Source organism: Thiocapsa marina 5811 (assembly GCF_000223985.1).
Lineage (GTDB): Bacteria > Pseudomonadota > Gammaproteobacteria > Chromatiales > Chromatiaceae > Thiocapsa > Thiocapsa marina.
Genome location: NZ_AFWV01000006.1, coordinates 101,311 through 127,865 on the forward strand (window position 1 = coordinate 101,311; position 26,555 = coordinate 127,865).

Annotated in this window: 28 protein-coding genes; 10 read left to right on the top strand and 18 right to left on the bottom strand. The window is 64.8% G+C overall.

Going from position 1 to position 26,555, the window contains the following annotated elements; all coding sequences use genetic code 11:
- Nucleotides 1–11: 11 nt before the first annotated feature.
- From THIMADRAFT_RS09915 to THIMADRAFT_RS09965, 11 genes are all read right to left on the bottom strand, one after another.
- Nucleotides 12–1,022 carry a hypothetical protein gene (locus tag THIMADRAFT_RS09915; RefSeq protein ID WP_007192892.1) on the bottom strand — a complete coding sequence of 337 codons (1,011 nt, stop codon included), beginning with the start codon at nt 1,020–1,022 and terminating at the stop codon, nt 12–14.
- Between the two features lie 65 nt (nt 1,023–1,087).
- Nucleotides 1,088–2,377, bottom strand: coding sequence for an APC family permease (locus tag THIMADRAFT_RS09920; RefSeq protein ID WP_007192893.1), 1,290 nt, complete (start codon nt 2,375–2,377; stop codon nt 1,088–1,090).
- Between the two features lie 22 nt (nt 2,378–2,399).
- On the bottom strand, nt 2,400–2,861 hold the full coding sequence (locus THIMADRAFT_RS09925) for an RES family NAD+ phosphorylase (RefSeq protein WP_007192894.1): 462 nt from the start codon (nt 2,859–2,861) through the stop codon (nt 2,400–2,402).
- Nucleotides 2,861–3,349, bottom strand: coding sequence for a type II RES/Xre toxin-antitoxin system antitoxin (parS, locus tag THIMADRAFT_RS09930; RefSeq protein ID WP_007192895.1), 489 nt, complete (start codon nt 3,347–3,349; stop codon nt 2,861–2,863). Before parS ends, THIMADRAFT_RS09925 begins: the two co-directional genes overlap by 1 nt.
- Before the next feature lie 67 nt (nt 3,350–3,416).
- The gene (gene rluB, locus THIMADRAFT_RS09935; RefSeq protein WP_007192896.1) at nt 3,417–4,325 is read right to left on the bottom strand and encodes a 23S rRNA pseudouridine(2605) synthase RluB; all 909 of its coding nucleotides are present in this window, start codon (nt 4,323–4,325) and stop codon (nt 3,417–3,419) included.
- A gap of 73 nt (nt 4,326–4,398) precedes the next feature.
- Nucleotides 4,399–5,049, bottom strand: a complete 651-nt coding sequence (gene scpB / locus THIMADRAFT_RS09940; RefSeq protein WP_050799540.1) for an SMC-Scp complex subunit ScpB — start codon at nt 5,047–5,049, stop codon at nt 4,399–4,401.
- Nucleotides 4,991–5,863, bottom strand: a complete 873-nt coding sequence (locus THIMADRAFT_RS09945) for a segregation and condensation protein A (protein ID WP_007192898.1) — start codon at nt 5,861–5,863, stop codon at nt 4,991–4,993. Before THIMADRAFT_RS09945 ends, scpB begins: the two co-directional genes overlap by 59 nt.
- A gap of 107 nt (nt 5,864–5,970) precedes the next feature.
- Entirely contained in the window at nt 5,971–7,188 is a 1,218-nt protein-coding gene (locus tag THIMADRAFT_RS09950; RefSeq protein ID WP_007192899.1) for a tryptophan--tRNA ligase, read from the bottom strand.
- 18 nt (nt 7,189–7,206) lie between these two features.
- Complete coding sequence (locus THIMADRAFT_RS09955) at nt 7,207–7,878, bottom strand: site-2 protease family protein (RefSeq protein WP_007192900.1); 672 nt, start codon at nt 7,876–7,878, stop codon at nt 7,207–7,209.
- A 90-nt stretch (nt 7,879–7,968) separates the two neighbouring features.
- Nucleotides 7,969–8,592, bottom strand: a complete 624-nt coding sequence (locus tag THIMADRAFT_RS09960; protein WP_007192901.1) for an L-threonylcarbamoyladenylate synthase — start codon at nt 8,590–8,592, stop codon at nt 7,969–7,971.
- Between the two features lie 9 nt (nt 8,593–8,601).
- On the bottom strand, nt 8,602–9,477 hold the full coding sequence (locus THIMADRAFT_RS09965) for a PHP domain-containing protein (protein ID WP_007192902.1): 876 nt from the start codon (nt 9,475–9,477) through the stop codon (nt 8,602–8,604).
- Between the two features lie 204 nt (nt 9,478–9,681).
- Between THIMADRAFT_RS09965 and THIMADRAFT_RS09970 the strand changes: the two genes are divergently transcribed.
- On the top strand, nt 9,682–10,428 hold the full coding sequence (locus THIMADRAFT_RS09970) for a hypothetical protein (RefSeq protein WP_007192903.1): 747 nt from the start codon (nt 9,682–9,684) through the stop codon (nt 10,426–10,428).
- 213 nt (nt 10,429–10,641) lie between these two features.
- Here THIMADRAFT_RS09970 and THIMADRAFT_RS09975 read toward each other — a convergent pair whose 3' ends face one another.
- Entirely contained in the window at nt 10,642–11,538 is an 897-nt protein-coding gene (locus THIMADRAFT_RS09975; protein ID WP_007192904.1) for a sigma 54-interacting transcriptional regulator, read from the bottom strand.
- A complete protein-coding gene (locus THIMADRAFT_RS09980; protein WP_007192905.1) occupies nt 11,535–12,233 on the bottom strand; it encodes a sulfite exporter TauE/SafE family protein in 699 nt (232 codons plus the stop codon). Before THIMADRAFT_RS09980 ends, THIMADRAFT_RS09975 begins: the two co-directional genes overlap by 4 nt.
- Nucleotides 12,234–12,449: 216 nt before the next feature.
- Here THIMADRAFT_RS09980 and THIMADRAFT_RS09985 point away from each other — a divergent pair, with 216 nt between their 5' ends.
- The 7 genes from THIMADRAFT_RS09985 to dmeF all read left to right on the top strand — a co-directional run bounded on the left by THIMADRAFT_RS09985 (nt 12,450) and on the right by dmeF (nt 18,553).
- On the top strand, nt 12,450–13,229 hold the full coding sequence (locus THIMADRAFT_RS09985; protein WP_007192906.1) for a DUF3050 domain-containing protein: 780 nt from the start codon (nt 12,450–12,452) through the stop codon (nt 13,227–13,229).
- 103 nt (nt 13,230–13,332) lie between these two features.
- Entirely contained in the window at nt 13,333–13,635 is a 303-nt protein-coding gene (locus THIMADRAFT_RS09990) for a TusE/DsrC/DsvC family sulfur relay protein (protein WP_007192907.1), read from the top strand.
- 566 nt (nt 13,636–14,201) lie between these two features.
- Nucleotides 14,202–14,450, top strand: coding sequence for a FeoA family protein (locus THIMADRAFT_RS09995; protein WP_040730966.1), 249 nt, complete (start codon nt 14,202–14,204; stop codon nt 14,448–14,450).
- Nucleotides 14,451–14,519: 69 nt separating this feature from the next.
- Nucleotides 14,520–14,753, top strand: a complete 234-nt coding sequence (locus tag THIMADRAFT_RS10000; RefSeq protein ID WP_007192909.1) for a FeoA family protein — start codon at nt 14,520–14,522, stop codon at nt 14,751–14,753.
- 62 nt (nt 14,754–14,815) lie between these two features.
- Entirely contained in the window at nt 14,816–17,146 is a 2,331-nt protein-coding gene (gene feoB / locus THIMADRAFT_RS10005) for a Fe(2+) transporter permease subunit FeoB (protein ID WP_007192910.1), read from the top strand.
- Between the two features lie 51 nt (nt 17,147–17,197).
- Nucleotides 17,198–17,440 (top strand): FeoC-like transcriptional regulator, encoded by a 243-nt coding sequence (locus tag THIMADRAFT_RS10010; protein ID WP_007192911.1) that lies wholly within the window; start codon nt 17,198–17,200, stop codon nt 17,438–17,440.
- Nucleotides 17,441–17,512: 72 nt separating this feature from the next.
- On the top strand, nt 17,513–18,553 hold the full coding sequence (gene dmeF / locus THIMADRAFT_RS10015) for a CDF family Co(II)/Ni(II) efflux transporter DmeF (RefSeq protein WP_007192912.1): 1,041 nt from the start codon (nt 17,513–17,515) through the stop codon (nt 18,551–18,553).
- Between the two features lie 100 nt (nt 18,554–18,653).
- On the opposite strand, the gene THIMADRAFT_RS10020 is transcribed toward dmeF, so the two are convergent.
- From THIMADRAFT_RS10020 to THIMADRAFT_RS10030, 3 genes are read right to left on the bottom strand one after another with little or no spacing between them, the layout of a single operon-like run.
- Nucleotides 18,654–19,310 (bottom strand): PqiC family protein, encoded by a 657-nt coding sequence (locus THIMADRAFT_RS10020; protein WP_007192913.1) that lies wholly within the window; start codon nt 19,308–19,310, stop codon nt 18,654–18,656.
- On the bottom strand, nt 19,307–20,992 hold the full coding sequence (locus THIMADRAFT_RS10025; RefSeq protein ID WP_007192914.1) for a PqiB family protein: 1,686 nt from the start codon (nt 20,990–20,992) through the stop codon (nt 19,307–19,309). Before THIMADRAFT_RS10025 ends, THIMADRAFT_RS10020 begins: the two co-directional genes overlap by 4 nt.
- The gene (locus THIMADRAFT_RS10030) at nt 20,940–22,229 is read right to left on the bottom strand and encodes a paraquat-inducible protein A (RefSeq protein WP_007192915.1); all 1,290 of its coding nucleotides are present in this window, start codon (nt 22,227–22,229) and stop codon (nt 20,940–20,942) included. Before THIMADRAFT_RS10030 ends, THIMADRAFT_RS10025 begins: the two co-directional genes overlap by 53 nt.
- Before the next feature lie 235 nt (nt 22,230–22,464).
- Between THIMADRAFT_RS10030 and THIMADRAFT_RS10035 the strand changes: the two genes are divergently transcribed.
- Both THIMADRAFT_RS10035 and THIMADRAFT_RS10040 read left to right on the top strand, forming a co-directional pair.
- On the top strand, nt 22,465–22,896 hold the full coding sequence (locus tag THIMADRAFT_RS10035) for a DNA polymerase III subunit chi (protein ID WP_007192916.1): 432 nt from the start codon (nt 22,465–22,467) through the stop codon (nt 22,894–22,896).
- A 138-nt stretch (nt 22,897–23,034) separates the two neighbouring features.
- Nucleotides 23,035–23,379 carry a TusE/DsrC/DsvC family sulfur relay protein gene (locus THIMADRAFT_RS10040; RefSeq protein WP_007192917.1) on the top strand — a complete coding sequence of 115 codons (345 nt, stop codon included), beginning with the start codon at nt 23,035–23,037 and terminating at the stop codon, nt 23,377–23,379.
- A gap of 106 nt (nt 23,380–23,485) precedes the next feature.
- Here THIMADRAFT_RS10040 and parC read toward each other — a convergent pair whose 3' ends face one another.
- The gene (parC, locus tag THIMADRAFT_RS10045) at nt 23,486–25,747 is read right to left on the bottom strand and encodes a DNA topoisomerase IV subunit A (RefSeq protein ID WP_007192918.1); all 2,262 of its coding nucleotides are present in this window, start codon (nt 25,745–25,747) and stop codon (nt 23,486–23,488) included.
- Between the two features lie 298 nt (nt 25,748–26,045).
- Nucleotides 26,046–26,555 (bottom strand): GNAT family N-acetyltransferase, encoded by a 510-nt coding sequence (locus tag THIMADRAFT_RS10055; protein ID WP_007192919.1) that lies wholly within the window; start codon nt 26,553–26,555, stop codon nt 26,046–26,048.

Consider the following 26,555-nt stretch of genomic DNA (forward strand, 5'->3'; position numbering starts at 1 on the left):
GCGGAGTCGACCTAGCGCTGAACCAGGCTCTCGACCAACCCGTCGCGACGCCAAAAACGACGCGCCGACGATCGCGTCAGCCGATAGGCGATGCCCTCGCAGGGATCGAGTATGACCTCGTCGAGGGCGCCCCCTTTGATCTGCGCTTCCAGCACCGCGATCGTCGCGTTCAGCACGAGCAACGCAGTCGACCAGGACGCGAGATCCCGCTCCAGCAGCGCGGCAAAGGGCCGGTCCCAGAGCACGAGATGGCGGCGTCCGGGAAGCGACTCCTGCGGCGACCACCCCTCGAGCGAGCGGTGCATCACCCCGCACCATCGTGCCAGACCCGCGGTCAACGGATCATCCCCGATCACCGCATCCGGCGGTGCGCCCGAACGCTCCGGCAGCAGGCCGCCGCCCCACGTCCAGATACCGCTGATTGCCGGACGCCGGGACTGCTCGCGGAGACGATTGACCTCGCTGTCGTAGAAGAGCATCTGGACCTCGTTCATGAGGCCGCGCCAGCGCCGTGCATCCCCGCCGCTCGGCACATCGAGCGGGACCGGTCCGCCGACGACGCGCTCAAGCGGCTCCGTGCGCAGGTCCAGGGCTCGATCCGATCCGAGATACCAGCGATGCGGATGCGGCGCGGTCAGCCGCATCCCCTCGTCGGCGAAATGGCTGTTGAAGAGCGCGACCAGGGCATCCGCCTCCGCCCGGTCGGGTGCGATACCGGCGCCGGCGAAGAGCAGCAGACGGTCGCGATCCGGGCGCAGGTGCACCGGATCGGCATGCATCCAATAGCCGTCCGAGCGGACGTCCGGCGCCTCGCCTAGGAGGCTGATCGATGCCGTCGGGGCATCGCGTTCAGGATCGCACGAGACACCGCAGTGCCTCAGGAGTGTGGTCATCGCGTCGTGCCCGCCGGTTGGGATGCGATCCGCGCGCGCGAGCAGGCGATCGATCGCCGGGACCTTCGGGAGTGCCTCCGGAGCCGCCGGGATCGGGCCGAGAAGGCCGGGGGAGATGAGCGTCAGCATACGGATTCCGCAACGGCGAAGACGGACATGGCGTGGACGGATGACGTGGACAGACGGCGCGTCGCTCAGGGTCGCCCGGCGAGCCGCACCGACACCCAGCCGAGACCGAGCAGAAGGACGGCCAGCAAGACCGGAAGCGGCCGTTCCAGCGCGAGAAACACCAGGCTCGCCAGGCTGACCAGGATAAATACCAGCGGCGGCAGCGGATACCAGGGCACGCGAAAGGGTCGCGGCAGGTCCGGCTCGCGCCGACGCAGACGGATGACACCGGCGACGGTGATTACCGCGAAGAGTGTGAGCGTGAAGCCCGCAAAGCTCAAGACACCCTCGAACGAGCCGGTCAGGATCATCGCAAGCGCCAGCCCCTGTTGCAGCAGCACGGCGCGGGTCGGTGCACCGCGCCGGTTGCGGACACTGAGCGGTCGGAAGAACGGCAGATCCTCGCCGATCCGCTCCAAGACACGCGGTCCGGCGAGCACCATGGCGCTGACAGTCGAGACCAACAAGAGGGTCAGCACCAGGCTCATGAGATGCCCGCCGACGGCGCCGAAGATGGTCTCGGCGGAGAGCGCACCGACCTCGACGCGACCGACCAAGGCAGCGTATTCGACGGTGCGCAGAAACGTCAGATTGAGCAGGAGATAGAGCAGCGTGACGATCAGCGTGCCGAGCAGCAGGGCGCGCGGAACCGCACGACGCGGGTCCTGGACCTCGTCCACCACATAGGCGGCGGCGTTCCATCCCGAATAGGCATAGGCGACATAGATCAAAGACACGGCAAAGGGCGCGCTCCAGACGGCCTCGAGCGTCGTTGCGGAGGGCAACACCGAGAGACTTCCCGAGGTCGCCGGCAGACTGAGCCCCACGGCGCAGAACAGGAGGATGACGGCGATCTTCAGCCAGGTCGCGACAACCTGTACCCTTCGCCCCAGATTTAGATCGAAGGCGTGTACGGCGGTGACCAGGACCAAGGCCGTCACCGCAATCGCCGTGGGCGTGGTCGGGAAGACGGTCGCCGCATAGTGCCCCATCGCCATCGCCGCCAAAGCCACCGGGGCCGCGAACCCAACGCTCACCGAGACCCAGCCGGCCAATTGGCCGAGCAGAGGTTGAAAGATCCTCGACAGAAAGTGGTACTCCCCGCCCGAACGCGGCAAGGCAGCGGCCAACTCCGCGTATGAGAGTGCGCCACAGAGCGCGATGAGACCGCCGATCAACCAAAGCAAGAGCAAGGCCGTGCCGTCCGGGATACCGGCCGCTTGGAGGCCGAGCGTCGTGAACACGCCGGTGCCGATCATGTTGGCGACCACGATCAGGATCGCGGTACGTTGGTCGATGAAGCGGGGTCTGCTCATAGTCGAGCCGATCACAATCGAATCAACGGACAAGACGCGGATCGAGATCGAATTGTTGAAGCGTTGCCGTCGCGAACACCCCGCCGGACGCCGCATGAGCGGGATTCAACAGCAGGTTGCGTTGCTGCGGGATCAGGACACTCGGAACCGAGAGCGCGAGCGATTGGCCGCCGGCCAACCAGGCGGTACCGATCGCCGCCGTCGAGACAGGTGCGGGATCGTCTCGCCAATCCTCGGGCAGGCCGGGGTCATCCAGAACCAGGATCTCTTCATCCGGAAGATCGAGGGTCACCAGACGATACCGATTGAGCACCTCGCTACGATGCAGATGCACCAGAAGCTCGAGAACCGCCAGCGCGATGCTGTCCGAGGTGTACACCGTCGCATGACCCTTGCGGTTCCAGCGTCCGCCGTAGACCTTCGCGCCCGAACCGTCCAGCGCGTTGTCGGCGAATCGTTCCTTGACGAGCCGAAAGACCCGCATCAGCTGTAGACGCCATGCTCCAAACGCCCGATGAGGTCGTGCACCTGCGTGGCGCCGGCCTCGGTGTCCAGATGCTCGATCGGCGCCGTCCCGCCCAGCGCCTTCGCCGGCTCGCCGAGCCACCCGGACGCGGCGGCGACATCGCCTTCGAAGAGATCCACCGCATCGCCGAACGCAGCCGCGATTCGGTAGACACGATCGCTCTCTTCCGGCAATAGGCGCCCGTCGGCGCTGCGCCGACGCCGGGTCAGGGTGGACGGTGCAATCTTGGCGATCCGCAGCAGGGTCTGCTGCGGCCGGCCGAGCACCTCGGCCAGCCGCTCGATGACCGTCACCGGAAAGCCACGGCGGCTCTCGGCGACCAGACCCGCCCGATCGGTCGGTAGTCCGAGGCGCAGAAAGACCGTAGCCCCCCCTCCGGGCGCGATCTCGGCGTCGGCGACCCCGGAAAACACCGGAATCCGGAAAACTCTCGCGTGCGATTCCATCAAGGGCCCTCGAAATGCGATATGGCATTAAGAGTACACCCAAACGGCAATCACGCAAAACGTGGGCTCAGCGATCGCCCCGAGGCCGACCCCATTTGGGACCGCGCGCGAAGGGGGACTCGCCGCTCGGTTGTTTGGACTGCCAAGGTTTCGCCCCGGGGCGGACCTGCCGGCGCTTCGGCACCGGGGGTGTCAGACCGGCCTGCGCCATCAAGGTCTTTTGCTCGTCCTCGGACAAGGGTCGCCAGTTCCCGGTATAGAGGCGTCGCCCGAGCTCGATGTTGCCGTAGCGGATGCGAATCAGGCGACTCACCTGGCAGCCGGCGGCTTCCCAGAGCCGGCGCACCTCGCGGTTGCGGCCCTCGCGCAGGACGACGTGAAACCAGCGATTCGCACCCGTGCCCCCGCGTTCGGTGACCGCATCGAACTTGGCGAGCCCGTCTTCCAGCTCGATCCCGGCGGCGAGTCGCTCGAGCGTTCCTTCGGGCACCTCGCCGAGGATGCGCACGGCATATTCGCGCTCGACCTCGCGCGAGGGATGCATGAGCCGGTTGGCCAGCTCGCCGTCGGTGGTGAAGAGGATGAGCCCGGAGGTGTTGATGTCGAGCCGGCCGACCGCAATCCAGCGGCCCTCTTTGGGTTTCGGCAGACGCCGAAACACCGTCGGGCGCTCCTCGGGATCGCGCCGCGTAACCAGCTCGCCTTCCGGCTTGTGATAGGCGATGACTTGCGGCAGCTTCTCTCGCCGCCCCTTGAGCTTGACGTCTTGCCCGTCGATGCGGATCCGATCCCGGCTGGTGACCCGATCGCCGAGCTTGGCGAGATCGCCGTTGACTCGGATCCGCCCCTCGCTGATCCAGCCCTCGATGGTGCGACGCGAGCCCAGGCCCGCGTCGGCGAGGGCCTTTTGCAGGCGCACGGGCTCCTCGGCGGGAAGCGGCGGGGGGGACGGGGGCGAGCGTCGATCGGATTTCATGAAGGTTCTCGGGTTGGAGGATGGGTTTCGCTGTGCTCTACCCATCCTACTTGGTGTAGGTGCCTCGCGGCGATCATACACCAGCGTCGTCGCCGGGCTTTTTGTCCGCGCCGTCCCGGGTCGGCTCCTCGAGCGTCAGCTCCTCGTCGATCAGGAAATCCGGGGCGCGGATCTCGGCGAGGGTCGGTAGCTCGTTGAGGGAGCGCAGGCCGAAATAGTCCAGGAACTTGCGCGTGGTGGCGAAGAGCGCCGGCCGCCCGGGGACGTCGCGATGGCCGACCACACGGATCCATTCGCGCTCGGTCAGGGTCTTGACGATCTGGGTGCTCACGGCAACCCCGCGGATATCCTCGATCTCGCCGCGAGTGATCGGCTGGCGGTAGGCGATGAGGGAAAGCGTTTCGAGCAGCGCGCGCGAGTAGCGCGGCGGACGCTCGTCCCACAGACGTGCGACCCAAGGCGCGATGCTCGCGCGGACCTGGACGCGCCAACCGCCGGCGACCTCGACGATCTCCAGTCCGCGCTCGGCATAGTCCTCCTTCAGCGCGCCGATCGCCGCGAGCACATCGGCCCGCAACGGACGCTCGTCGTCGAGAAAGAGCGCAAGGATCTGGTCCAGGGTCAGTGGTCCGCCCGCGGCAACCAGTGCGGCCTCGACGATCTGTTTAAGCACCTGACGCCTCGTCGAGGATCTCGTCTGCGGCCGTCTCGCGCAGACGCACATGGATGGGTGCGAACGGCTCGGTCTGGACCAGCTCCAACGTCGCGGCCTTGATCAGCTCCAGAAGGGCGAGAAAGCTCACGACGACGCCCTGGCGACCTTCGGTGACGTCGAAGAGGTCCGTGAAGGCGAGAAACGCGCCGTCGCTCAGCCGATCGAGCACCCACGACATGCGCTCGCGCAGCGACAAGGACTCGCGCTCGACGCGGTGGCGCGTGAAGAGATCCGCCCGGGCCATCACCTCGCGCATGGCGATAAGAAGCTCACGGAAATCAACGTCCGGCGGCACGCGCTGCACATGGCCGGGCGGCACCTCGACGCGGACGGCGAAGACGTCGCGCTCGAGCCTGGGAAGCGCATCCAGATCCTGCGCCGCCTGCTTGAACCGCTCGTACTCCTGGAGGCGACGCACCAACTCGGCACGCGGGTCCTCCCCCTCATCCTCTGCGGCCTGCACACGGGGCAGAAGCATCCGGGATTTGATCTCGGCGAGCATCGCGGCCATCACCAGATACTCCGCCGCCAGCTCCAGGCGCAGCTCGGTCATGAGGTCGACGTATTCGATGTACTGGGCGGTAATGGCCGCGATCGGGATATCCAGGATGTCGAGATTCTGTCGCTTGATGAGATAAAGCAGCAGATCCAGCGGTCCCTCGAAGGCATCCAGAAAGATCTCGAGCGCATCCGGCGGGATATACAGATCCACGGGCAACGTCAGGAACGGCAGACCCCGCACCATGGCGAAGGGCGCCACCTCGAGCGGCATCTCGCGCTGTTGCCCCGGCGGCGGCTGCCGGTCGGCCCCCTCGTCCGCCATATGCGAATCCCTAAGAATTGAATGGTCTAAACCGTGCCCTGCCGTCGCCGACCGAGGGCGGCAACGCCGAGAGCACCTCGAACCAACGCCTGAACGCCACGCGCGGTTTAGCTCATCACGAGGGACATCGCGTGCCGAACCTCCTCGAGCGTCTCGTGGGCGACATCGCGTGCACGCTCGCAGCCGTCGTTGATGACGTTGCGCAACAGCTCCGGTTGAGCCGCGTATTCCCGGGCACGCTGCTGCATCGGCATCAGCTCGGCAAGCACGCCGTCGATCACCGGTTGCTTGCATTCAAGACAGCCGATACCCGCGGAGCGACATCCCTGCTGCACCCAGTCGCGCACCTGATCGTTCGAATAGACCAGATGGAATTGCCAGACCGGACACTTCTCCGGATCGCCCGGATCGGTCCGGCGCACCCGCGCCGGGTCGGTCGGCATGGTCCGCAGCGCCTTCTCGACATCGGCAGGCTCGTCGCGCAGGGCGATGGTGTTGCCGTAAGACTTGGACATCTTCTGCCCGTCCAGACCCGGCATCTTGGAGGCTTTCGTCAGCAGCGGCATCGGTTCGGGCAGGATCACGCGCCCGCCGCCTTCCAGATAGCCGAGCAGACGCTCGCGGTCGGCCAGGGTGATGTTGGCCTGCCCTTCCAAGAGTGCATGGGCCACACTCAAAGCCTCTTGATCGCCCTGCTCCTGATAGCGGCGCCTTAGGCCATCGAAGAGCTTGGCATTCTTCTTACCCATCTTGCGCTTGGCCTCTTCCGCCTTCTCCTCGAAGCCGGGTTCGCGACCGTAGATGTGATTGAAGCGCCGCGCGACCTCCCGCGTGAGCTCGACATGGGCAACCTGATCTTCGCCGACAGGAACCTGCCCGGCCTTGTACATGAGGATGTCCGCGCTTTGGAGCAGCGGATAGCCGAGGAATCCGTAGGTCGCGAGATCGCGCTCCTTGAGCCTCTCCTGCTGGTCCTTGTAGCTCGGCACCCGTTCCAGCCAGCCCAGGGGCGTGATCATGGAGAGCAAGAGATGCAGCTCGGCATGCTCCGGGACCCGCGATTGGATGAAGAGTGTCGCCGAGCCCGGATTGATCCCGGCGGCCAGCCAGTCGATCACCATCTCGCGAGTGCTCGTCGGGATGATCGAGGGATCCTCGTAGTGTGTCGTCAAGGCGTGCCAATCGGCGACGAAGAAAAAACACTCGTATTCGTGCTGTAGCTCCAGCCAATTCTTCAGGACACCGTGATAGTGCCCCAGGTGGAGACGGCCCGTGGGACGCATCCCGGAGAGGACGCGCGAGTGGTGTGCGGAGACGGAAGTCAAGGTTTGGCAGCCTCGTAATCAGACGAAGAAGAGCTCTCTCACGATCGCCGAGCCCGGGAGCAGGCCCACGGTGCCGATCACGAGCGGAAGCAGAACCGCACCCAAGAGCCCGGTGATCAGCAATGCCAGCAGGATAATCAGCCCGAAGGGCTCCAGTCGCGAGAACTGCAGCGCCACCTTCGGCGGCAGCACGGCGTTGAGCACGCGCCCGCCATCGAGCGGCAAAAGAGGGATCAGATTCAGGACCATCAAGAAGACATTGATCAGGATTCCGGCCGCGCCCATGTAGATCAGCGGCAGGGCGATCCATTGACTGGCCGGCAGCAGCACGACACCCAGCTTGATCATGCCGCCCCAAAAGAGCGCCATCAGCAGATTCGCACCCGGGCCCGCGATCGCCACCAAGGCCATGTCGCGGCGCGGATGACGCAGGTTGCGCCAGTTGACCGGCACGGGTTTCGCCCAGCCGAACAGGAATCCCACCAGAAAAAAGGTGGCGAGAGGAACGACGATGGTTCCGATCGGATCGATATGCTTGATGGGGTTGAAGGTGACGCGACCGAGCATCAAGGCGGTGCGATCGCCGAGCTTACTCGCGACCCAGCCGTGCGCGGCCTCGTGGACCGTGATCGCGAACAGCACCGGGATAAGCAGGACAGCCAGCAGTTGGTAGGGGTTTAGTGCTTCCATCGCGGCATTATATACCGAGCGCGAGACGCTCCCTGTTTTCCGAAAAACCCACGCGCGATCGGTGTCGCCACCGTGCGCCGGTTGGACGGCTCATTCCTCGAACAAACTCGCTTCGCCCTTGCCGAGACGCATGAGACTCGGCGGCTCCGTGGTCATATCCACGACGGTGGTCGGCTCGAGCCCGCAGAACCCGCCGTCGATGATGAGATCGACCTGCTTGTCGAGCAGCTCGCGCATCTCCTCCGGGTCGGTGAGGGGGCGATCGCCGCCCGGCATGATCAGGGTGGTGCTGAGGATCGGTTGGTCGAGCTCGCCGAGCAGCGCACGACAGATCTCGTTGTCGGGCACCCGGATGCCGATGGTCTTGCGCTTGGGATGCAGCAGCCGACGCGGCACCTGCTTGGTCGCTTCGTGGATGAAGGTGTAGGGGCCGGGCGTAAGGGTCTTGAGCAAACGAAACGCTTGGTTGTCGATCTTGGCGTAGGTGGTGATCTCGGACAGATCACGGCAGACCAGGGTGAAGTTGTGCTTGTCGTCGAGCTTGCGGATTCGACGGATCCGCTCCATGGCGGACTTCTCCCCGATTTGGCAGCCGAGCGCGTAGGAGGAATCCGTCGGATAGAGGATGACGCCCCCGTCCAGCAGGATCTCGACCGAGCGACGGATCAAGCGCGTCTGCGGGTTCGCGGGATGGATCTGGAAGAACTGCGCCATGGTCCGAGATCAACCGGCAGCGACGCGGCTCAGACTCGGCTCATCGTCGAGCCGGGGCCAGTCGTGCCAGATGGGCGTACAGGCCGGCGGCAGGGCGGGCAGACGCCCCAGGTCGATCCAAGGGTTTTCGGGGCCGTGATAGTCGGAACCGGCGGAGGCAAGCATGCGCTGGTCGCGAGCGAGACAGCCGAAATTGAAGACCTCGTCCCGGCTGTGGCTCCCGGAGACGACCTCCAGCCCCACTCCGCCGCACTCGCGAAACTCCCCGAGCAGCCTCAACAGGCGGGTGCGCGTGAGCTTGTAGCGCGCCGGATGCGCGATGACGGCCTGACCGCCCGCGCCCGTGATCCAGCGGGTTGCCTCCTCGAGCGTCGCCCATTCTCCGCTGACATGGCCGGGCTTGCCGTTGACCAGGTAGCGGTTGAAGACATCCCGAAGGTCAAGTGCATGGCCCTGCCCGACCAAGAAGCGGGCAAAGTGGGTGCGTCCGATCAGACGACCGTTGGAGAGGGCCTTCGCGCCCTCGTAAGCGCCCTCGATACCCTGTTTGGCAAGGCGGCGCCCGATCTCCTCCGCACGCCAGCCTCTGTAGGCAAGCAGCCGATTCAGGCCCTCCTGAAGCGCTCTATTCTCCGGATCGACATTGAGACCCACGATGTGAACGGTGCGGCCTCCCCAGGTCACCGAGATCTCCACCCCGTCGACGAGCCGAAGACCGAGCACATCGGCCGCGGCACGTGCCTCGGCCAGGCCCTCGGTGGTATCGTGATCGGTGAGAGCAATGACCCGCACACCGGACGCGCACGCGCGCTGCATGAGCGCGTCGGGGGTCAGCGTGCCGTCGGAGGCCGTCGAATGGCTGTGAAGATCTGGGCTTTTTATCATCGCGTTAGTCTAACTGATCCCGCGTGCGCATGCCTCGCGCCGACGTAAGGCCGCGCACGAGACGCGAATTGCGGCACTTGCTATATTTTCCAGGTAAGGCGGTCGGAGTCCGCTTGCAACGACGCGACGCCGTGCCGATGCAGGACGCAGGCCGGATCGGTCGATCCGACCTCGGTTTTTTCATGTTGCCAGGATGATCAGCCCATGCTCCCGAAGGTCGACCTCAGCGATATTGCGGACGAGCTCACGCGGCTCGGCGACGAGATTCAGCGCGCCTACGAGGACTCGGAGCAGGCGGTCGATCCCGCGCCGCAGGTGTCGTTGAGCGGATTCGCGCAGCTGCTCGACGCCGTGCGCGCCGGCGAGGCCGATTCGCACGGCGGGTCGGCGCAGTTGTTGCGGGCCGCCACAGGCGCGGAACCCGACGCCCTGCTCGACCACGGCCTCGGCCTGCTGCGCCAACTCGCCGAGGTCGCGCGTCGCTTGAATCAGGAGTCGCACGCGCAAGCCGTCGAGGTCCTCGTCGTCCCTTTCACCTGTTGGATGCTGCGTCGGGGCGCCGAGCTACAACACCCGGAGGAGGTGGTCAGCGCCTTGGCCACGCTCGCAAACAGCCTGGAAGAACCCGATGAATTGGCCGAGCTCTACGGCCTGATGGACGAGATCGCCGACGGCATCGGGGCCGACCGCATCCAAGGAATGGACCCGACCGACCCGACCGACCCTTGGCTCATCCTGCTCATCAATCGCGGGATCGTCGCCACGCGCAGTCATCAGCCTGCCCTGATGGAAGCGGCGTTCGATGCCATCGGCGAGCAGCTGCCCGATCACGCACCCTACTTCTTCCGCGAGGGCATGGGACAAATGGAGACGTTGAATTATCCGACGCAGGTCAGAGAGCTGATGCAGCGTTACTTCGACAAATGGTGCAGCGGTCAGCGCCTACACTGAACCGCGCTGAGACGCGTCGGCGGTACATGCATCCTTTCGAGCCGTCTCTCGGCGAGGCGCGCTCCGGCATCGCCGGAGGGGACGCGGCTCGGGAATCCGGTTGTTCTATTTTTCTATTTTTCTATTTTCTAAACCGCGTCCGGCGCCGACCTTCCGAGACTGCTCCGACCGTCACGTCATATCGCAACATCACCGGATAGCACGGGACGCGGTTTAGCCGGCGATGAGGTGCTTTTGAAGGCGATACAACAACGTATCCCGAGTCAATCCGAGGAGTCGCGCGGCCCGACTCTTGTTCCCGCCGGCCAGCGAGAGGGCTTGGCGGATCAACTCCGCCTCCAAGTCGTTGAGATCGATCCCGTGCGGCGGAAGCGAGAAACCCATGTCATTCTGTGACTGCGGCGCCCCCCGCACGACCTCGCCGGGCAGGTTCTCGGGACCCACCTCGGTGCCGGGCAAGAGGATCACGAGACGCTCGCAGAGGTTCGCAAGCTCGCGCAGATTGCCCGGCCAGGTGTAGCGGCGCAGCAGACGCTCCGCGCCGGACTTGAGGCGGGGCGGCTCGACCCGATGTCGAGCCGCGGCCGTCGTGATGAAGTGCTGCGTCAGCGCCGAGATATCGAGCGCCCGCTCGCGTAGAGGCGGCACCTCCAGCGGTACGACACAGAGACGCAGATACAGATCGCGCCGAAATGTCCCTTGCTGGACCAACCGATCGAGATCCAAGGCCGAGGCCGCGACGATCCGCAGCCCGGATCCGGAGCGCGATCCGTCGTGAGCGGCGGCGTCCTGCCCGACGATGAAATGCAGCAATCTCGCCTGATCCCCCGCATTCAGCTCGCCGACCTCGTCGAGATACAGGGTCGACGCAGCGTCGCGGGAGAACGCCGACAAACACCGATCGAGCGCATCGGGAGGCGCTCCGGCACAGGCGAGTACGCCAAACCGACCCTCCCGACGGGCGCTGCTCGCATGGATCTCGCGCGCCAGGGTCTCTTTTCCGGTACCGGGCTCGCCCAGCAGAAGAACGCCCACGTCCGTCGCGGCGACCATCGACAGGGCATTGCGAAGTCGGGTAAAGGCGGGAGACTGGCCAATCAAAGTCGTCATGAAACCACGTCCGAAATCGTTTGGGTTGTACTCAGGGTCAAGAGTCCGAGCAGGATCACGCCGATACCGGCCATCGCCTGAAAGCGTCGGTCCTGGCCGAGCCGAAAGAGTTGACCGGCGAAGACACCGCCCAACAGCAAGATCGGCAAGGTTCCCGCGCCGAACAGGGCCATATAGAGCGCCCCGGCCAGGACACCGCCTTGCGCGGGGGTGCTCAGAAGCATGCTGTAGACCAGCCCGCAAGGCAACCACCCCCAGACCATGCCGAACAGGACGGAGCGCGGCAGCGTCGTCACCGGCAAGAGCCGTCGGCCGAGCGGCTCGAGCCGACGCCAAAGGGGCATGCCCAGGCGCTCGATCGTCGCGAACCGGGGAAACCACCCCCCGATATAGAGCCCGATGCCGATCATGATGCCGGCGGCCAGCCAGCGCACGCCTTCGAAGATCCAGGGTGACGCGCCCGAGCCGAGGAGCACGGCCCCGAATGCACCTGAGACGGCCCCGGCCGCGGCATAGCTGGCGATCCGGCCCAGGTTGAAGGCGAGCACGAACAGACCGAGCCGTTGCCGATCGTTGCGCGTTTCGAGCGGCAGCGAGTAGCTCAAGGCCCCGCTGATCCCGCCGCACATGCCGATACAATGCATGGCACTGAGCAGCCCGACAACGAATGCAAGCGCGTACGCGGAGCCCGTCATCGCGGGAAAAGCCGTCCGACCCGATCGCCCGTCATCCTGCCCCACTCCATCTCGACACATCCCGCCGGGATCACAACCCGACCCGAGACCAGGCTAGTCGGAAGACTTCACGCCCGCGATGACATCGATCAGGCGCCACTGGAGATTTCACGCCCGAACGCCTTATATTGTCGATTCAGTGTCGACTGAAATACTGAAATAAAGAGGACGGGACTCATGGCATCACTGAACCTGGACCACATCCAACCCCTGCAGGAACAGCTCAACGCACATCCGATCTACGGCGCCATCGAGCGCATCGAGGACCTCCAGGTCTTCATGAGCCACCACGTCTTCTCGGTTTGGGACTTCATGTCCCTGATCAAGTACCTCCAAGCTCGGGTCGCACCCGTCTCGGTTCCCTGGATACCCAAAGGGGATGCCGGTGTACGCTATTTCATCAATCAACTGGTCCTCGAAGAGGAATCCGACAGCCTGCCGCTCCCCGGCGGCGACGTCGAGTACGCCAGCCATTTCGAGCTCTACTGTCGCGCCATGAACGAGATCGGCGCCGACGGCGAGATGCCGAGACGTTTTCTCGATCTGGTCGAGGAGCAGGGTGTCGACAAGGCCCTGTACGCGCCGATCGTCCCGCTGCCGTCGCGCTACTTTTCCGAGACCACTTTCTGCTTCATCCGCGAGGACAAGCCGCATCTGGTTGCGGCCGCACTCGCCCTCGGACGCGAGAAGCTCATCCCCGGAATGTTCCGGCAGTTCCTCGGGCAGATGCACATCACCGAGGCGCAGGCGCCGATCTTCCATCATTACTTGAGCCGGCATATCCAGCTCGACGAGGACTTCCACGGTCCGCTGTCGATGAGACTCCTCGAGCAGCTCTGCGTCGACGATCCGAAACGGCTCGACGAGGCCGAAACCGCCGCCGAAGAGGCGATTTGCGCCCGCATTCGATTCTGGGACGGCGTACTGGAGGCGATCCAGAGTGCCCGCAGTGTCTGACGAGTGGCTGGACGGGCGACGAACGTCTTGCAACGATACGCGTCGCCACCATCCTCTATTTGAGATTTCAATCCTGACCAGACAGTAACCCGGAGCCGTACCCATGACCGAAGCATTGAGCGTTCCCTTGGACAACGAAGGTTTTCTCGTCAACCGCGACGACTGGAGCGAAGAGGTTGCCGTCGAGCTGGCCAAGGCGGACGAGTTCGAGATGACCGATCAGGTGATGGACCTCATCCGCGAGGCACGGGCCATGTACGAGTCCGACGGCGTCGTGCCGCCGATCCGAATCTTCGCCAAGAAGCAGAAGGTCTCGACCAAGGACCTCTACAATATCTTCAAAAAGGGACCCATGAAGCTGATCTGTAAATGGGGCGGACTGCCGAAACCGACCGGCTGCGTATAAGGCACGTCGATAGTCGACAAGCACGGCGATGTCGGACCCGACGCCGCTGAAGGGGCTCTTGACCCCGCGCTTGCTGCCCCACGGCGTCTCGGCAAGACCGAGCGCCGGAAAACCCGCTTTGGATCATGTGCAACAGTCACGAAAACTGCTGAAATAGGCGCACGCCTACCGTCCACCGGACACACGCGGATTCTTCGCCGCATTGCTCGCCCTGCAAGCGCCCTGCCTTCCGACGACCCGGGAGGTCTCGGTATAGGCCCCGCGCGGGTTCGCCCGACCTGCGTATTGCGTCGGGGCGTCGCGCCGACACCGCCTCGCGTTGAGAATCATTTGCAATTAGACCTGTGCTGAGCTAGTATTCCGACCAGCCAGGATGCCTGCCGGTCGAGCCCTCGCTGCTCTTCGAAGGGTCATCCAGTCGGTCCGTCTCGACGTTCGACATCACCCGCGAGCGCCGTACTGTCCTTCAGACCCGGCAAGACCTCCGGGCACGGGGCCTTTGAATTGGAGAATCAACGATGTTCGGTCAACACGGCGTGTCAAACCCCGTCGGCTACGAGCCACTCATGACAGCGATTCCGCCCGCGAAGGGTTTTCCGCTCATGATGGCCGATGAAGGGGCTTGCCTGCGAATCATTGCCCTGAACGGCGGCAAAGGCTTGACGACGCGCCTCACGGAGCTCGGCCTGAACGTCGGATCCGAGGTCCGTGTCGTGCAACGGCAGGGCGGCGGTCTGCTGGTTGCTCGCGGCGAGTCGCGCATCGCACTCGGCGGCGGCATGGCAGCCAAGATCCAGGTCGCACCGCTTGCCTGATATGCCGCATCCGGCCCGGCCCCTCGGACAACCGACCTCTTTCGATTCTTACCCGACGTATCAGCACTCATGACCACCCTCAGAGACATGAAATCCGGCGATCACGGCCGGGTCCAAGGCTTTGACGCCGGCGCGCCGTCCTATCGCCGCAAGCTCCTCTCGATGGGGCTGACCCCCGGTGCCGAATTCCAGGTGATCCGGGTCGCGCCGCTCGGCGATCCCGTCGAGGTTCGGGTGCGCGGCTGCTCGATCAGTCTGCGCAAGGACGAGGCGGCCGCCCTGCTGGTCGAGGGACTCTCGTGAGTATTCCATCGAACGACGCCGCCACCGGCGGCAAGTCGGAACGCAGAACAGGACACAAGGCCATGAGCAAGCCCTTGACCGTCGGCGTGGTCGGCAACCCGAACTGTGGCAAGACGACCCTCTTCAATGCATTGACCGGGTCGCGTCAGCGCGTCGGCAACTGGCCGGGCGTGACCGTGGAGCGCAAGATCGGGCGCTATCGGTTCGAGGGTGCCGTCGTCCATCTCGTCGACCTGCCCGGCACCTATTCGCTGGATGTCTCGGATCACGATCTTTCGCTCGACGAACGCATTGCCCGCGACTTCATTCACGATCGCGAGGCCGATCTCGTCCTGAATATCCTGGACGCGACCAACCTCGAGCGGAATCTCTATCTCACGACCCAGCTCATCGAGATGGGCCGCCCCCTGGTCCTGGCGCTCAACATGATGGACGTCGCGCGCGAGCGCGGCATGAAGATCGACGTCGAAGCCCTGGCCAAACGTCTGGGCTGCCCGGTCGTCCCCATCTCGGCGGCAACCGGCGAAGGCATCGCACAGCTCAAGCACATCTTGCTCGAAAGCCAAGCGAACCATCCCATCCCGCGGGTCGAGATCCCCTATCAGCCGGTGCTCGAAAAGGCCATCGCCGCACTCTTGCCGCGTGTCGCACCGGTCGCCCGGGACAATGGCGACTCGCCGCGCTGGCTTGCGGCCCGTTTGCTGGAGGGAGACGATCTGGCGCAGCGCCTGGTGGGCGACCAGGTGCAGCCGGACGAGATCCACGCGTTGCTCGGCGATCAGGCCGAGGATATCGACATCCTGATCGCCGATGCGCGCTACAGCTTCGCCCACGCCATCACGCAGGCCACGGTGACGCAGGTCGGCACGGTCTCGCGCAACCTCTCCGATCGCATCGATCGGGTCATGCTCAACCGGCTGCTCGGCATCCCGATCTTTCTGCTCGTGATGTATCTGATGTTCATGTTCACCATCAACATCGGCGGGGCCTTCATCGACGTCTTCGATCAGGCCGCGGGCACGCTCTTCGTGGACGGGACGGCCCATGTCCTCGCCGCTCTCGGTGCACCCGCGTGGCTCGTCCTCTTGCTGGCCGACGGCATCGGCGGAGGCGTTCAGGTGGTGGCGACCTTCATCCCCATCATCGCCTTCCTCTATATCTTCATGTCGATCCTGGAGGACTCTGGCTACATGGCCCGCGCCGCCTTCGTGATGGATCGCTTCATGCGCGCGGTCGGCCTGCCGGGCAAATCCTTCGTGCCGCTGCTGGTCGGCTTCGGCTGCAACGTACCGGCGATCATGGCAACGCGGACCTTGGAGAACCAACGCGACCGGACCTTGACGGTCCTGATGGCGCCGTTCATGTCCTGCGGAGCGCGTCTACCTGTCTATGTGCTCTTCGCCGCCGCATTCTTCCCGGTCGGCGGCCAGAACATCGTCTTCGGGCTCTACTTGATCGGCATCGCAGTGGCGGTACTGACCGGCTTCGTCATGAAGAGCACCCTGCTCAAGGGTGAAGCCACACCCTTCATCATGGAGCTGCCGCCCTATCATCTGCCGACCCTCAAAGGCGTCGCCTTGCGCACGATCGACCGCACCAAGGGGTTTGTGGTACGCGCCGGACAGGTGATCGTCCCCATGGTGCTGGTCCTCAACGTCATGAACAGTGTCGGTACGGACGGCTCCTTCGGCAACGAGAACAGCGACAAGTCGGTCCTCGCCGAGGTCGGGCGCGCACTCTCGCCGGCCTTCGCACCGATGGGCCTGGACGCGGAGAACTGGCCGGCCACCGTCGGCATCTTCACCGGCATTCTGGCCAAAGAAGCCGTGGTCGGCACCCTGGATGCGACCTACTCCGCGCTCGCAGTCTCGGATGCCGGCGAGGCCGAAGAGGAGGCGCCGTTCGATCTGAAGGCCGGCCTGCTCGGTGCCTTGGCGACGATTCCCGCGAACCTTGCCGATGCAATCGGCAGCTGGGAGGACCCGATCGGCTTGAACGTGGGCGACCTGACCGACACGGCGGCCGTGGCCGAGTCTCAAGAGATCACCACGGGCACCTTCGGGGCCATGGCATCGCGCTTCGACGGGGCCGCCGGAGCCTTTGCCTATCTGCTCTTTATCCTGCTCTACGCGCCTTGCGTCGCGGCGATTGCGGCCATCTATCGCGAGACATCGCCGGGTTGGGCGGTCTTCACGGTGCTCTGGACGACCGGGCTCGGTTATATCGTCGCCACCGTCTTCTATCAGAGTGCCATCTTCGCCCGAGACCCGACCAGCTCCGCGGCCTGGATTGGCGGCATGCTGGCCCTCTTCGCGGCGGTCATCGTCGGGATGCGGCTCACGGCGGAGCGCGGCGGTCCGCAGTCGCCCCGGCTCGCACGCGAAGGGGCGTAACCGCGGGGTCGAATCGCCGCCTTCGCCCCCACGTTCTCAAGGAGATCGAGCATGATCCTATCGGAGCTCACCGATTATCTCGAGCAACACCATCGGGTTGGCCTGATGGATCTCGCCTATCGCTTCGAATCCAGTCCGGACGCCTTGCGCGGCATGCTGACCATTCTGGAGCGCAAAGGCCGGGTCCGTCGGATCACGGGCTCGACCGCATGCAGCTCGGGATGCAGCAAATGCGACCCGGCGACCCTCGAGACCTATGAGTGGATCGGCGAGGGTGCTCGGGCGGAGTCCTGAGCTCGGCGTGAGAGACGCCCTCCGTGGTCGGCGATGCGTTTTCGATTAAACCGCGTCCGGAGCGAGATGCCTATGCACACACACGACATCAGCCACTGGGGTCACAGCCATGACTTCGCCACCGCCGACCAGGCGGACGCGGAGCGTCGGACACGCTGGGTCGTCGGTCTCACCCTCGCGGCCATGTGCGTGGAGTTGGTGGCCGGCTGGATCACCGGCTCGATGGCCCTGCTGGCCGACGGCTGGCACATGGGCAGCCACGCCGCGGCGCTCGGGATTGCGGCCTACGCCTATGCCTTCGCGCGGCAGCGCGGGGCGGATCGGCGATTCACCTTCGGAACCGGCAAGGTGTCCTCGCTCGCGGGCTATTCGAGCGCCCTCCTGTTGGCCACCGGCGCCCTTTGGATGCTGGTCGAATCCTTAAGCCGTCTCATCGACCCGGTCGAGATCCGCTACGCCGAGGCGATGATCGTCGCCGCCTTCGGTCTGGCCGTAAACCTTCTCAGCGCCTGGCTGCTGGGTCACTCCGGAGACGGTCACCATCATCACGGGCATCGCCATGCGCACGAGCACGACCATGAGCGCGTTCATGGACACGACGACCATGCACACGACCACGGTCGGCACGACCATCGTCACGGGCTTGCCGACATCCAGGATCACAACCTCAAGGCGGCCTATCTCCATGTGATCGCCGATGCCCTGACATCCGTGCTGGCGCTGGCCGCATTGGCAATGGGCATGCTCTACGGCTGGGCCTTCATGGACCCGTTGATGGGTATCGTCGGTGCTGTCCTGGTCGGCCGCTGGGCTTGGGGGCTCGCTCGCGAGAGTGCGCAGGTCCTGTTGGACGCGGGCGACAACAGCGCGATCGAGCATGAGATCCGCAGACGCATCGAGGCCGACGCGGACAACCAGGTCGCGGATCTACACGTCTGGCGGATCGCACCGGCCGGACGCGCATGCATCCTGTCGCTCGTCACGCACCACCCACGTCCGGTCGAGCACTATCGCGATCTACTCTCCGGAATGACCGGCCTGCTCCACATCACGGTCGAGGTCAATCAATGCAGACAGGCGTCCTGTGGGGCGAGGGTCAACACTCCCACCTGAACCGCATCCGCCACCCCACGTCGTAGGATGGGTAGAGCACAGCGAAATCCGGTCGTCCCCAGCCAAGGCTCACCCGAGCCCCGGCCTCGCCAACCGCGAATCAGGGGATGCGCAACGAGCCGTCCCGATCGTCGGGCTGCTCCGCTGCCGGCGGCTTGGGCTTCGGGAGCTGTTTTAAGGTTACCGCCACATCCCGGCTGAAATCGCCCAAGGTCTCGCTCATCGCCGCGATGAGTGCGCCCTCGTCCTTCGGCTCTGCCAGCGGCCGACGGTAGTGCGTTTCCTCGACGCGTAAGACCTGATCCGTGCCGTGGTCGAGCACGATCCAGCGTGCCCGCAGCACGGCGTAGCCATCGGAGGTCCCTTCGAAGGCCAGCACGTCGGCCGTGACTCGGAAATCCAACGGATAGCGGACCTCGTTGGGAAAGGCAAAGACGCTGGTCGTACCCAACAAGGCGGACATGTTCTCGATCCAGACGCGCTGAAAATCGTCTTGGATCGTTCCGCCCCAGCGATGGAACTCGTCGATGGCCAAACGATTTCCGGCATCGCGCGTCACGATTTGGGGTCGGTCGAGAAACTGCGGAAAGTTGACCGGACCCAACCCGACGCCCAACGCCGTGGCCGGCGGACCACCCGAATCGGGCAAAGCGCGCATCGGCGTCAGCGTGTAGAAGCTCGACGGCGGCGAGGTCGCACAGCCCGCCGAGACCGCGACGGCAACCACGACGGCCAATCCAAAACCACGCATCTTCATCGACCTCCTCCTTTGCCCCTCAGCAAGGCTTCCGGGTGACGCTCCAGATAGTCCGTCAGCGTCTTCAGCGATCGCGCCGCACCCGAGATCTCGTTGAGGGACCGTCGCAGCTCGACGGAAATGGGCGAGCCCTCTTCGATCATCCGGCGCACCCCCTGCAAGGTTGCAGTCGTCTGGCGCAGGGTCTCGGCCAGGTCGGGCGCAATATCGGTGTTGAGCTGCTCGGCCAGGGCTCGGATCTCGGCCAGCGAGCCTTCAAGCTCCACGATACCCTGTTTGAGTGCCGAGGAGTTCACGATCTCGCTCGCCCCCGCAAGGGTATCTGTCAAATCCTTCCCGATCCGATCGAACGGAAATGCCTCGAGTCGGTCGAGGATCGCCGAAACCTTGTTGGTCAAGGCCTCGAGCGAGCCCGGCGTCGTCGGCAGGACGTCGTAGTCGCCCTCTTTTGCAAGCACCGAGGGCGGCGTATCCGGGTAGAAATCGAGCTCGATATAGAGCTGGCCCGTGATGAGGCTGCCGGTCTTGAGCTGAGCCCGCAGGCCTTTGGCGACCAAGCGTCTGATCATGCCCGTTTCATCCAGTGCGCCCCGGTCGCCACGCACCGCGATCCGCTCGGGTTCGACCTCGATCAAGACCGGGATGTGGAACTGTAGATCCTCGACGCTGAGCTGAAGCTGGATGTCCAGGACCTTTCCGATGGTGATCCCGCGCAGCATGACGGGTGCACCGACGCTCAATCCGCGCACCGAGCCGTCGAAGAAGAGGAGATAACGCTCCTTGTGCAGATAGATCTTCTCGTGCGCGTTGTCGCGGTTCGCATAGAGCGGAAAGACATGATCAGAGGCCGGGGACTCGCCCGGCGCATCGATGGTGTCCGGCGTATCGAAGGCCACGCCGCCGATCAAGACGGACATGAGCGACTCGGTATCCACCTTCACACCGGCCGCGCTCATCGAAAAATCGATCCCGCTGGCATTCCAGAAGCGGGTGCTCGTCGAGACCAACCGATCATGAGGGGCGAAGACGAAGACGTCGATGCTGACCGCTTCACCGTCCTCGTCGAGCGAAAAGCCCGCGACCTGCCCGACCTGAATCTGACGGTAATAGACCGGGGCGCCGATGTTCAACGACGCCAGGGTCGGCGAGCGCAGCGTAAAGCGCGTGCCCGGCTCCGAGGTCGTGAACAGCGGCGGCTCCTCGAGTCCTTTGAACCGACGCGCCTCCTTGCCGTTGCGCACCGGATCGATCGCGATAAACGAGCCCGACAGCAGGGTCTCGAGACCGGAGACTCCGCTGGCGGTCACCCGCGGGCGCTCGACCCAGAAGCGCGTCTTCTCGGTGAGAAACTGCTCCGAGCCATGCTTCAACTCGGCGGTCACGATCACGCTCTTGAGGTCTGCACTCACGTCGATGGAGGTGACCTGACCGATGTCGACGTCCTTGAACTTGACCTTGGTCTTGCCGGCCTCCAGCCCTGAGGCGGTCCCGAACTCGATCTTGACCGTCGGCCCCCGCTCCGTAAAGGTCTTCACCGCGAGCCAGCCACCGATCAACAGGGCCACGATCGGAATCAGCCAGACGAGCGACACACCGCTGCGTCCCTTGACGATGGCCGCGGGCGCGCCCTCAAGGGGATCCGGCAAGGGAGGCCCCGAAGGTCCGTTCTCGATCTCCGACATGTCCCTGCTCCATCGCGTCCCAGATCAGCCTGGGATCGAACGACATGGCCGCGAGCATGGTCAAGACCACGACCGCGCAAAAAAAGACGGCGCCGAGCTCCGCTTGGACGCTCGCAAGATTCCCCAGCCGCACCAGGGCGACCAGGATGGTGACCACATAGACATCGACCATCGACCAGCGCCCGATCGCCTCGACGACGCGATACAGCCGGGTCCTCTGGCGGGGCCGCCAATCGGAGCGCCGCTGAACCGAGACGAGAAGGAAGATCAAGATCAAGAGCTTCAGAAGCGGCACGAAGATACTCGCCGTGAAGATCACAAGGGCCAGAGGCCACATCCCGTGATCCAACATAAACCGCACCCCGGTGAAGATGGTATCCGATTGACTGCTTCCGAGCGACGTCACCGACATGATCGGCAGGACATTCGCCGGGATGTAGCACAGGACCGCCGCAATCAGCAGCGCCCACGTCCGCTGCAGGCTTTGCGGTTTGCGTCTGTGCAGAACATCGCGGCACCGCGGACAGCGAAGACGATCGCCGTCGCGGACCGCCGCGGCGGGCGGGATCACCAGCTCGCAGACATCGCAGGACACCCGATCCTCGCCGCGCCGCGGCGCTCGCGTGCCATCGCCCGTGATCGGCACACGCGACCAGACCAGGTCGGGATCCAGGGCCGCTTGTGCAGCGGCGAGCACGAAGATGAGTGCGGCGAACGCGAAAAGAGATGCACCCGGAACGATCGACGCCATGTCGGCGAGCTTCACCACCGCCACCAGGATTCCGACCATGAAGACGTCCATCATCCCCCACGGGACAAGGGTCCGAACCCATCGAAAGAGTACCGGCAACCAGGGCGGCGTGCGGTTCATCGCCAAGGGAACCAGGACCATCAGCAAGAGCGCCAACTGCAGGCCGGGCGCCAGGATGCTGGTAAAGAGCACCACCGCGGCAATCGGCCAATCGCCACCTCGATAAAGATCGATCACACCCGTGATCAGCGTCGTCTGCGTCTCCCTGCCCTGCATCTCGAACGCCAGAAAAGGGAAGCCGTTGGCGACGATGAAGAGGACGAGTCCGGCGATCGTCAGCGCCAGGGTGCGGTTCAGGCTATCCGGCCGATTGCGATGCATGACGCCGCCGCAACGCACGCACTGCGCGGATCCACCGGTCGGTACCTCCGGGATACGTTGGAGCAGACCGCATTCCAGACAGGCGGTAAACGAATCTTGGGCCATGTGTGCTCGGTCGCTTGCTCGGTGGTCCGTGCGAATCGGGGCTTGTTCGGTTGCGTACTGCGCGGCACGCAGACCTGCGAAGACGTGCCGTGCTGCCGGTATACTAAACCGGGCACGCGCGAGTGCGATGACATCAATCCAAGACGCGAGACGCGTCGGCGACCATGATAACGGATGCGGACAAGGCCGGACCCAAACGACGACAAACCATGCGAAAGCGGACGTGCCTCAAACCATGACCCGAATCGATTTCTACAGCCTGGACGAGAACAGTGGCGGCGATCGTTTTCTCCTCGCCTGTCGCCTCGTCGAACGCATCCGCGCGACCGGCGCGCGCGTGCTGATTCACTGCCCCGATCCCGGTCAAGCACACCATCTGGACCGTCTGCTTTGGACCTTCCGAGAGGACAGCTTCCTGCCTCACGGACGCATCGATCGAACCGACCCCGAGCTGACCCCCATCCTCATCAGCGGCGACGGCTCGCCCGATAAGGAAGATCAGGTCTTGATCAACCTCTCGAGCGAGGTCCCCGAGTTCTTCGGCCGCTTCGAGCGTCTCTGCGAGCCCATCGACCACGACCCTGCCGCCCGCCTCGCAGGGCGCGAGCGCTTCCGCTACTACCGCGATCGCGGCTACCTCCTAGAGCATCACCAGATTCGGCTCTGAAGCCACCGATGCGCGAGCGGATCGCCAAAGTCAATCAGGGGGTTGACGCGTCCGTAATTCTGACTATATTCGTCAGTGAGAGATAAGCTAATGTCCTCATAAAAATAATTGATCCACCAAAGGCAAAGGGTAATCACGATGACTCAAACCGCCGTCCGCTCCCAGGCCCCGCACAAGCACCGCCCGCTTCCCGTCGACGAGGACGGGTTCCTGATCGACCCGACGGATTGGAACGCCGGCATGGCCCGTGTCATGGCCGACCTCGACGAGATCGGGCCGCTCGGCCCCGACCATTGGTCGATCATTTACTATCTGCGCGAGCACCGCATGACCTACGGCGCCATCCCGCCGGTCTCGCAGATCTGCCGCACCCATGGCATGCAACGCGACGCGGTGCGCCGACTCTTCGGCTCCTGCCGACAGGCATGGCGCATCGCAGGGTTGCCGCATCCGGGTGATGAAGCCTTGAGCTATATGAGCTAAACCCCGTCCGGAGCAGAATGCATCGTCTTCGCACTGGATCGACGACGGCAGCAAGCATGAACGCCGCAGCGAACGCGGTTTAGCGTTTAGGTTTCGCCGGGCCGACCTACGCCACCGACAGGCCTTCCACCCGCTGGAAGCCGCGCGGCAGCAGACGCCCGCGGCGTCCGCGCTCCCCTTGATAGACATCCAGATCGGCCGGCTTCAATGTCAGCGTCCGTTTGCCCGAGAGCAGCACCAGGCTCCCGCCCTGCGGGACGACGGCGAGCGCGGTCACCAGCTCCTCGCGTGCCGCGACGCGGGCCGAGGGGATGCCGATGATCTTGTTGCCCTTGCCCCGCGGCATCTCGGGCAGCTCCGACACCGGGAACAGGAGCAGATGCCCCGCCGTGGTGACGGCCGCGAGCCGGGCGCCCTCCAAGCCGCCTTCCTCTGCGCTCAGCGCAAGCGGCACCAAGACCTCGGCGCCTTTCGGCAGGCTCAGCACGGCCTTGCCGGCCTTGGCCTTGGCGAAGAGATCCTCCATTCGGGCGATAAATCCGTATCCGGCATCCGACGCCATCAGGACCCGGCACTCGGGCGCCTCGCCCAACACCGCCACAAAACGCGCACCGGCGGGTGGATCCAGTCGCCCGGTCAAAGGCTCGCCCTGTCCCCGCGCCGACGGCAAGCTGTGGGCCGGCAAGGAATAGCTGCGCCCGGTCGAATCGAGAAAGACCACGCCTTGACTGCTGCGCACCCGCACCGCCATGAGGAAGCGATCCCCGGAGCGGTAGCTCAGCCCGGCCGGATCGACCTCGTGCCCCTTCGCCGCACGCACCCAACCCTTCTCGGACAGCACCACGGTCACCGGCTCGCTGGGCGCCAGATCGATCTCGTCGATAGCCGCCGCACTGGCCCGAGCGACCAGCGGCGAGCGCCGCGCATCGCCGTACTTCTCGGCATCCGAGGTGATCTCCTCCGAGATCAGCCGCTTGAGTGCCGACGGATCGCCCAGGATGGCTTGCAGCCCGTCGCGCTCCACGGCCAGCTCCGCCTGCTCGGCGCGGATCTTCATCTCTTCCAGACGCGCGAGCTGGCGCAACCGGGTGTTGAGCACATAGTCCGCCTGGGCCTCCGAGAGCGCGAACTGCGCCATGAGCACCGGCTTGGGCTCGTCCTCCCTGCGGACGATACGGATCACCTCGTCGATATTGAGAAAGGCGATCAGCAAGCCGTCCAAGAGGTGCAGACGCTCCAGGACCTTGTCCAGGCGATGCTGCGAGCGCCGCCGCACCGTCTCGGTGCGGTAGGCCAGCCACTCGACGAGGATGTCGCGCAGTGTCATGACCCGCGGCCGACCGTTCAGCGCGATCAGGTTCATGTTGACCCGGTAGCTGCGCTCCAGATCGGTCGTGGCGAAGAGGTGCGACATCATCCGGTCGACATCCACGCGGTTGGAGCGCGGCACGATCACCAATCGGGTCGGAAACTCATGATCGGACTCGTCGCGGAAGTCCTCGATCATCGGCAGCTTTTTGGCGTTGAACTGCTGCGCGATCTGCTCGAGCACACGGCTGCCCGAGACCTGATACGGCAAGGCGGTGATCACGATCTCGCCGCGCTCGACCTCGTAGACGGCGCGCTGCTTCAGACTCCCGCCGCCGGTCCGGTAGATCTTTTCGAGATCCTCGCGCGGTGTGACGATCTCGCCCGCGGTCGGAAAATCCGGCCCGGGTACGAAGCGCATCAGATCCTCGAGGGTCGCATCCGGATGATCGAGCAGATGGATGCAGGCGCGTGCGACCTCGCGCAGGTTGTGCGAGGGGATGTCGGTCGCCATGCCGACGGCGATCCCGGTTGCGCCGTTGAGCAAAAGGTTCGGTAGACGCGCGGGCAGCAGCTTGGGCTCATCGAGCGTCCCGTCGAAGTTCGGCTGCCAGTCGACCGTCCCCTGATCGACCTCGTCGAGCAGCAGACCCGCGTAGGGCGCAAGGCGCGACTCCGTGTAGCGCATCGCCGCAAACGACTTGGGATCATCGGGCGAGCCCCAGTTCCCCTGCCCGTCCACCAGCGGATAGCGATAGCTGAAGGATTGCGCCATCAACACCATCGCCTCGTAACAGGCTGAATCCCCGTGCGGATGGAACTTACCCAGCACGTCGCCGACGGTGCGCGCGGATTTCTTGAACTTGGCCGCCGCCGAGAGCCCAAGCTCCGACATGGCATAGAGGATGCGCCGCTGCACCGGCTTGAGCCCGTCGCCCACATGGGGCAGCGCGCGGTCGAGGATGACGTACATGGAATAGTCCAGATACGCCTTTTCGGTGAAGTCCTTCAGCGGCAGGCGCTCGAGGCCCTCCGCGTTGTAGGTCATGGTTTCGGTCATGCCGTCGTCTTGCGCTCACTGAATCCGCGGTCGCGCATGATGCGGCAAGATGCGGCTCGGGACAAACCCGAGCCGAGGGCTGGAGGGTGTGTCTTGTCGCCCGGGGCCCCTCGAGACCTTCGGCATCGCGCGCTTGTGGAAGCCGCGAAGGCCGGCACGTGGACTTGCCTCGCCCACGGGTACGCCGACTTGAGTCGGCTCTTCGCCGGTGCGCTCATCGGGGCCGGGAACAGCCTGCGGTTGGGCGAGGGCTGAACGTCGTTTCGAATACCGTTCCGGGATGATGCGTCGCCCATACTCAAGCACTCGACCCGAGACGTTTTTCCATGAAGCGGTACTGGACGGAGCACTCGCCCGCGCGACCGGCGCCGAAGCCCAGCGCGCGATAGAGCGCCTCGGCACGCGGATTGTCCTCGCGCACCTCGAGCGTGAGCTTGCAGCAATCGCGACGCCTGGCCTCCGCCTCGATCTCGCCGATCAGCGCGGTGGCGATCCCCCGGCCCCGGTAGCTCGAGAGCACCGCCAGATCATGGATATTGAGCAGTGGCCGGGCGCGGAAGGTCGAAAACCCCTGGAAGCAAATCGCCAGCCCGACGGCGGCCTCGCCGTCGAAGGCCAAAAGCACGAGACGATCCGTCACCCGCCGTAGGGCCGGCACCAGACGTTGTCTGACGTCCTCCGGCAGAGACTCGCCTGCGCCCATGGCGTCCTCGGCATAGGCATTCAGCAAGGCCACGACGGCATGCGCGTCGTCGGATCGGTCCAGATCGGCGGGCCGAATCCGGCCCGAAAAACGCTGTCGATGCAT

Bases quoted from the DNA above. Each gene is read 5' to 3' on its own strand.
- THIMADRAFT_RS10055 (WP_007192919.1), bottom strand. From the start codon at position 26,555: ATGCATCGACAGCGTTTTTCGGGCCGGATTCGGCCCGCCGATCTGGAC.
- THIMADRAFT_RS09995 (WP_040730966.1), top strand. From the start codon at position 14,202: ATGACAGCGATTCCGCCCGCGAAGGGTTTTCCGCTCATGATGGCCGAT.
- THIMADRAFT_RS09920 (WP_007192893.1), bottom strand. From the start codon at position 2,377: ATGAGCAGACCCCGCTTCATCGACCAACGTACCGCGATCCTGATCGTG.
- THIMADRAFT_RS10035 (WP_007192916.1), top strand. From the start codon at position 22,465: ATGACCCGAATCGATTTCTACAGCCTGGACGAGAACAGTGGCGGCGAT.
- THIMADRAFT_RS10010 (WP_007192911.1), top strand. From the start codon at position 17,198: ATGATCCTATCGGAGCTCACCGATTATCTCGAGCAACACCATCGGGTT.
- THIMADRAFT_RS09975 (WP_007192904.1), bottom strand. From the start codon at position 11,538: ATGACGACTTTGATTGGCCAGTCTCCCGCCTTTACCCGACTTCGCAAT.
- THIMADRAFT_RS10030 (WP_007192915.1), bottom strand. From the start codon at position 22,229: ATGGCCCAAGATTCGTTTACCGCCTGTCTGGAATGCGGTCTGCTCCAA.
- THIMADRAFT_RS09990 (WP_007192907.1), top strand. From the start codon at position 13,333: ATGACCGAAGCATTGAGCGTTCCCTTGGACAACGAAGGTTTTCTCGTC.
- THIMADRAFT_RS09945 (WP_007192898.1), bottom strand. From the start codon at position 5,863: ATGGCGGACGAGGGGGCCGACCGGCAGCCGCCGCCGGGGCAACAGCGC.
- THIMADRAFT_RS09925 (WP_007192894.1), bottom strand. From the start codon at position 2,861: ATGCGGGTCTTTCGGCTCGTCAAGGAACGATTCGCCGACAACGCGCTG.
- THIMADRAFT_RS09985 (WP_007192906.1), top strand. From the start codon at position 12,450: ATGGCATCACTGAACCTGGACCACATCCAACCCCTGCAGGAACAGCTC.
- scpB (WP_050799540.1), bottom strand. From the start codon at position 5,049: ATGTGCGTCTGCGCGAGACGGCCGCAGACGAGATCCTCGACGAGGCGT.
- THIMADRAFT_RS09965 (WP_007192902.1), bottom strand. From the start codon at position 9,477: ATGATAAAAAGCCCAGATCTTCACAGCCATTCGACGGCCTCCGACGGC.
- dmeF (WP_007192912.1), top strand. From the start codon at position 17,513: ATGCACACACACGACATCAGCCACTGGGGTCACAGCCATGACTTCGCC.
- THIMADRAFT_RS09970 (WP_007192903.1), top strand. From the start codon at position 9,682: ATGCTCCCGAAGGTCGACCTCAGCGATATTGCGGACGAGCTCACGCGG.
- THIMADRAFT_RS10020 (WP_007192913.1), bottom strand. From the start codon at position 19,310: ATGAAGATGCGTGGTTTTGGATTGGCCGTCGTGGTTGCCGTCGCGGTC.
- parS (WP_007192895.1), bottom strand. From the start codon at position 3,349: ATGGAATCGCACGCGAGAGTTTTCCGGATTCCGGTGTTTTCCGGGGTC.
- THIMADRAFT_RS09960 (WP_007192901.1), bottom strand. From the start codon at position 8,592: ATGGCGCAGTTCTTCCAGATCCATCCCGCGAACCCGCAGACGCGCTTG.
- rluB (WP_007192896.1), bottom strand. From the start codon at position 4,325: ATGAAATCCGATCGACGCTCGCCCCCGTCCCCCCCGCCGCTTCCCGCC.
- THIMADRAFT_RS09980 (WP_007192905.1), bottom strand. From the start codon at position 12,233: ATGACGGGCTCCGCGTACGCGCTTGCATTCGTTGTCGGGCTGCTCAGT.
- feoB (WP_007192910.1), top strand. From the start codon at position 14,816: ATGAGCAAGCCCTTGACCGTCGGCGTGGTCGGCAACCCGAACTGTGGC.
- THIMADRAFT_RS10000 (WP_007192909.1), top strand. From the start codon at position 14,520: ATGACCACCCTCAGAGACATGAAATCCGGCGATCACGGCCGGGTCCAA.
- parC (WP_007192918.1), bottom strand. From the start codon at position 25,747: ATGACCGAAACCATGACCTACAACGCGGAGGGCCTCGAGCGCCTGCCG.
- THIMADRAFT_RS10025 (WP_007192914.1), bottom strand. From the start codon at position 20,992: ATGTCGGAGATCGAGAACGGACCTTCGGGGCCTCCCTTGCCGGATCCC.
- THIMADRAFT_RS10040 (WP_007192917.1), top strand. From the start codon at position 23,035: ATGACTCAAACCGCCGTCCGCTCCCAGGCCCCGCACAAGCACCGCCCG.
- THIMADRAFT_RS09955 (WP_007192900.1), bottom strand. From the start codon at position 7,878: ATGGAAGCACTAAACCCCTACCAACTGCTGGCTGTCCTGCTTATCCCG.
- THIMADRAFT_RS09915 (WP_007192892.1), bottom strand. From the start codon at position 1,022: ATGCTGACGCTCATCTCCCCCGGCCTTCTCGGCCCGATCCCGGCGGCT.